This window comes from Labrys sp. (in: a-proteobacteria) (assembly GCF_047605565.1).
Classification (GTDB): domain Bacteria; phylum Pseudomonadota; class Alphaproteobacteria; order Rhizobiales; family Labraceae; genus Labrys; species Labrys neptuniae.
Map to the genome: position 1 here is coordinate 1 of NZ_JASGFM010000085.1, position 3,996 is coordinate 3,996.

At 64.7% G+C, this 3,996-nt stretch carries 4 protein-coding genes; all 4 read right to left on the minus strand.

The features are described from left to right. On the minus strand, positions 1–385 hold a 385-nt coding region (gene nuoI, locus QM672_RS32520; protein ID WP_415087377.1), incomplete at its 3' end, for an NADH-quinone oxidoreductase subunit NuoI. Further along, complete coding sequence (nuoH, locus tag QM672_RS32525) at positions 382–1,431, minus strand: NADH-quinone oxidoreductase subunit NuoH (protein WP_415087378.1); 1,050 nt, start codon at positions 1,429–1,431, stop codon at positions 382–384. The genes nuoI and nuoH, both read right to left, overlap by 4 nt. Positions 1,432–1,440: 9 nt before the next feature. After that, a complete protein-coding gene (gene nuoG, locus QM672_RS32530; protein ID WP_415087379.1) occupies positions 1,441–3,519 on the minus strand; it encodes an NADH-quinone oxidoreductase subunit NuoG in 2,079 nt (692 codons plus the stop codon). A 178-nt stretch (positions 3,520–3,697) separates the two neighbouring features. Then, a partial coding sequence (locus tag QM672_RS32535; protein ID WP_415087380.1) for an NADH-ubiquinone oxidoreductase-F iron-sulfur binding region domain-containing protein occupies positions 3,698–3,996 on the minus strand: 299 nt, incomplete at its 5' end.

The following is a 3,996-nucleotide window of genomic DNA, read 5'->3' on the forward strand; positions in this document are numbered from 1 at the left end:
CGACGATGGCATCCACCGGGCAGGCTTCCTGGCAGAAGCCGCAATAGATGCACTTGACCATGTCGATGTCGTAGCGGGTCGTCCGCCGCGTGCCGTCATTGCCGCGCGGGCCGGCCTCGATGGTGATAGCCTGGGCCGGGCAGATCGCTTCGCACAATTTGCAGGCGATGCAACGCTCCTCACCGTTGGGATAGCGACGCAAGGCGTGCTCGCCCCGGAAACGCGGCGACAGCCGGCCCTTTTCGAAGGGATAGTTCAACGTTGCCTTCGGCTTGAAGAAATAGCGCATCGACAGGAAGAAGGCCGAAACGAATTCCTTCAGGAACAGCGCCTTGGCGGCCTGATCGAGACCGACGCGCGGCCGGCTGGGATTGGCGGCGGTCATGGTGCCCATCCGGTGATCTGGAGGAAGCCTGCGACGACCACGACCATGGCGATCGACAGCGGCAGGAAAACTTTCCAGCCGAGACGCATCAGCTGGTCATAGCGGTAGCGCGGCACGAAGGCCTTCACCATCGCGAACATGAAGAAGACGAAGGTCACCTTGACCAGGAACCAGATGAACCCCGGGATCCAGGTGAAGGGCGGCAGATCGATCGGCGCGCTCCAGCCTCCCATGAACAGGATGGTGGTCAGGGCGCACATGGTCATGATCGCCACATACTCGCCCAGCATGAATAGCAGGTAGGGCGTGGAGGCGTATTCGACCATGAAGCCGGCCACGAGCTCGGACTCGGCTTCGGCCAGATCGAAGGGCGGCCGGTTCGTCTCGGCCAGGGCCGAGATGAAGAAGATGATGAACATCGGGAAGAGCGGCAGCCAGTACCAGTTCAGGAAGGTCAGCCAGGGCAGACCGATCAGGCTGGCAAGACCGCGGCTGTGCTGAGCGTCGACGATGGCCGTCAGGTTCAGCGAGCCGGCGCAGAGCAGCACGGTGATGATGACGAAGCCGATCGAGACTTCATAGGACACCATCTGGGCCGCGGCGCGCAGGGCCGACAGGAAGGGATATTTCGAGTTCGAGGCCCAGCCCGCCATGATGGTGCCGTAGACACCAAGAGAGGAGATGGCGAAGACATAGAGGATGCCGACATTGATGTCGGCGATCATCGTGCCGGCCGCCACCGGCAGCACGGCCCAACCGGCCAGCGCCAGCACACAGGTGACGAAGGGAGCGAGCAGGAAGACGCCCTTGTTCGCGCCCGCCGGGATCACCGGCTCCTTGAGCACGAACTTGAGCAGGTCGGCGAAGGACTGGAACAGCCCGAACGGCCCGACGACGTTGGGACCGCGGCGCAGCTGTACGGCTGCCCAGACCTTGCGGTCGGCCAGCAGGTAATAGGCGATGAAGACAAGCAGGCAGACCAGCAGAACCACGCTTTGCAGCGCCGGCAGGCCTACCTTCCACAGGAGTGTTTCCCAGATCGTCATGGCCCGTCCTTACTCCGCCGCCAGCGGCAGCGCGCCCGAGGCGAGCTGCGAACACTGCGCCATCACGGCCGAAGCGCGCGCGATGGGGTTGGTCAAATAGAAATCGCTGATCGCAGCCGCGAAAGCCGCCCTGTCGAAGTCGCCACCGACATTCGCCAGAGCCGAGATGCCGGCGACATCGGCCGCGGCAACCTGGCCGATCTGGCCGAGATGGGGAATGGCGGCAAACAGGGCCTTGCGCAAGGCAGCGAGCGAGTCATAGCCGAGCTTGGCGCCGACGGCTTCCGACAGGGCCCGCAGGATCGCCCAGTCCTCACGTGCCTCGCCGGGCGGGAACGCCGCGCGGTTGGCGAGCTGGACCCGGCCTTCGGTGTTGACGAACAGGCCCGAACGCTCGGGATAGGCGGCGGCCGGCAGGATGACGTCGGCACGATGCGCGCCGCGGTCGCCATGGCTGCCCTGATAGACCACGAAGGCACCCGGCTCGATGGTGATCTCGTCGGCGCCCAGCAGGAAGAGCACGTCGAGCGCGCCGGCCTTGGCCATGCCGGCGGCATCGAAGCCGCCCTCGCCCGGCACGAAACCGACATCGAGCGCACCGACACGCGAGGCCGCATTGTGCAGCACGCCGAAGCCGTTCCAGCCCTCCTTGACCACGCTGAGGGCCTGGGCGGCCTTGGCGGCCAGCGACAGCAGGGCTGCGCCGTCCGGACGAGCATAGACACCGCCACCCACGATGATGACGGGCTTGGCCGCCCCCTTCAGCAGATCGGCGAAGGCGCCCTTGCCGGCGGCGAGATCGACCAGGGTATCGGGTCCGGCGCCGAGATAATCATAGGTGTAGGTCAGATCGGCCTTCTCGCCAATCAGGCCGACCTTGGCGCCGCGCAGCCAACGCTTGCGGATGCGGGCATTGAGCACCGAGGCTTCCTTGCGCGGATTGGTGCCGACCAGCAGGATCGCATCCGCCTCTTCGAGGCCGGCGATGGTCGGGTTGAACAGGTAGCCGGCGCGGCCCAGGGCAGGATCGATCTTGGCGCCGTCCTGCCGGGCGTCGAGGTTCTTGGAGCCGAGCTTGCCGATGAGATCCTTCAGCGCGAACAGTTCCTCCACCGCCGCGAGATCGCCGGCGATGGCGCCGATGCGCTCGGGCTTGGCCGCCTTCACCTTGGCCGCGATGGCGGCAAAGGCCTCCTGCCAGCTCACCGGCTTCAGGCGGCCATCGACACGCAGATAAGGCCGATCGAGGCGCTGGGTCCGCAGGCCGTCCCAGATGAAGCGGGTCTTGTCGGAGATCCACTCCTCGTTCACCAGCTCATTGGTGCGCGGCACGATGCGCAGCACTTCCCGGCCGCGCGCATCGATGCGGATGGCTGAGCCCACCGCATCCATCACGTCGACGGATTCAGTCTTGGAGAGCTCCCAGGGACGGGCATGGAATTCGTAGGGCTTGGAGGTCAGGGCGCCGACCGGGCAGAGGTCGATGACATTGCCCTGCAGTTCGGAGCTCATCGCCTTTTCGAGATAGGTGGTGATCTCCATGTCCTCGCCACGGCCGATGGCGCCGAGCTCGGAGACGCCGGCGACTTCCGTGGTGAAGCGGACGCAGCGCGTGCAATGGATGCAGCGGTTCATCACCGTCTTGACCAGCGGACCGATATATTTGTCTTCGACCGCGCGCTTGTTCTCGGCATAGCGGTTCTTGTCGACGCCGTAGGCCATGGCCTGGTCCTGCAGGTCGCACTCGCCGCCCTGGTCGCAGATCGGGCAGTCCAGCGGATGGTTGATGAGCAGGAACTCCATCACCCCTTCACGCGCCTTCTTGACCATCGGGCTCTTGGTGAGCACCACCGGCGGCTCGCCGTTCGGGCCTGGGCGCAGGTCGCGTACCGCCATGGCGCAGGAAGCCGTGGGCTTGGGCGGACCGCCCTTCACCTCGACCAGACACATGCGGCAATTGCCGGCAATCGACAGGCGCTCGTGGAAGCAAAAACGCGGGATCTCTGCACCCGCGACCTCACAGGCCTGGAGGAGTGTGTACTCCGCCGGGACCTCGATTTCCTGTCCGTCGACGATCAACTTGGCCATGGATAACCTTGACGATCAGGCCTGGACTGCAAGACGCAATCCAGACTCTTTCCAAACTCGACTTCGCAAAATTCCGTGCCGCGATCAACATCGCGAAGCGAAAATTCAGCGCTCTGAAAGGCCGGAAACGGGAGGCTATCCCGGCCCTATTAAGTTGCAACCGGCGGGAGCCGGCCTGCTATTCCGCCGCCTGCAGGACAGGGGTGGAATGGGGGTTGGCGGCATATTGATCGATGCGCGCTTCGATCTCATGACGGAAATGGGTGATCAGGCCCTGGATCGGCCAGGCCGCTGCGTCACCCAGAGCACAGATCGTATGCCCTTCGACCTGCTTGGTGACGTCGAGCAGCATGTCGATCTCGCGCTTCTGGGCACGTCCTTCCGCCATGCGGGTGAGCACGCGCCACATCCAGCCCGTACCTTCGCGGCAGGGCGTGCACTGGCCGCAGCTCTCATGCTTGTAGAAATAGGCAAGCC

Bases quoted from the DNA above. Each gene is read 5' to 3' on its own strand.
- nuoH (WP_415087378.1), bottom strand. From the start codon at position 1,431: ATGACGATCTGGGAAACACTCCTGTGGAAGGTAGGCCTGCCGGCGCTG.
- nuoG (WP_415087379.1), bottom strand. From the start codon at position 3,519: ATGGCCAAGTTGATCGTCGACGGACAGGAAATCGAGGTCCCGGCGGAG.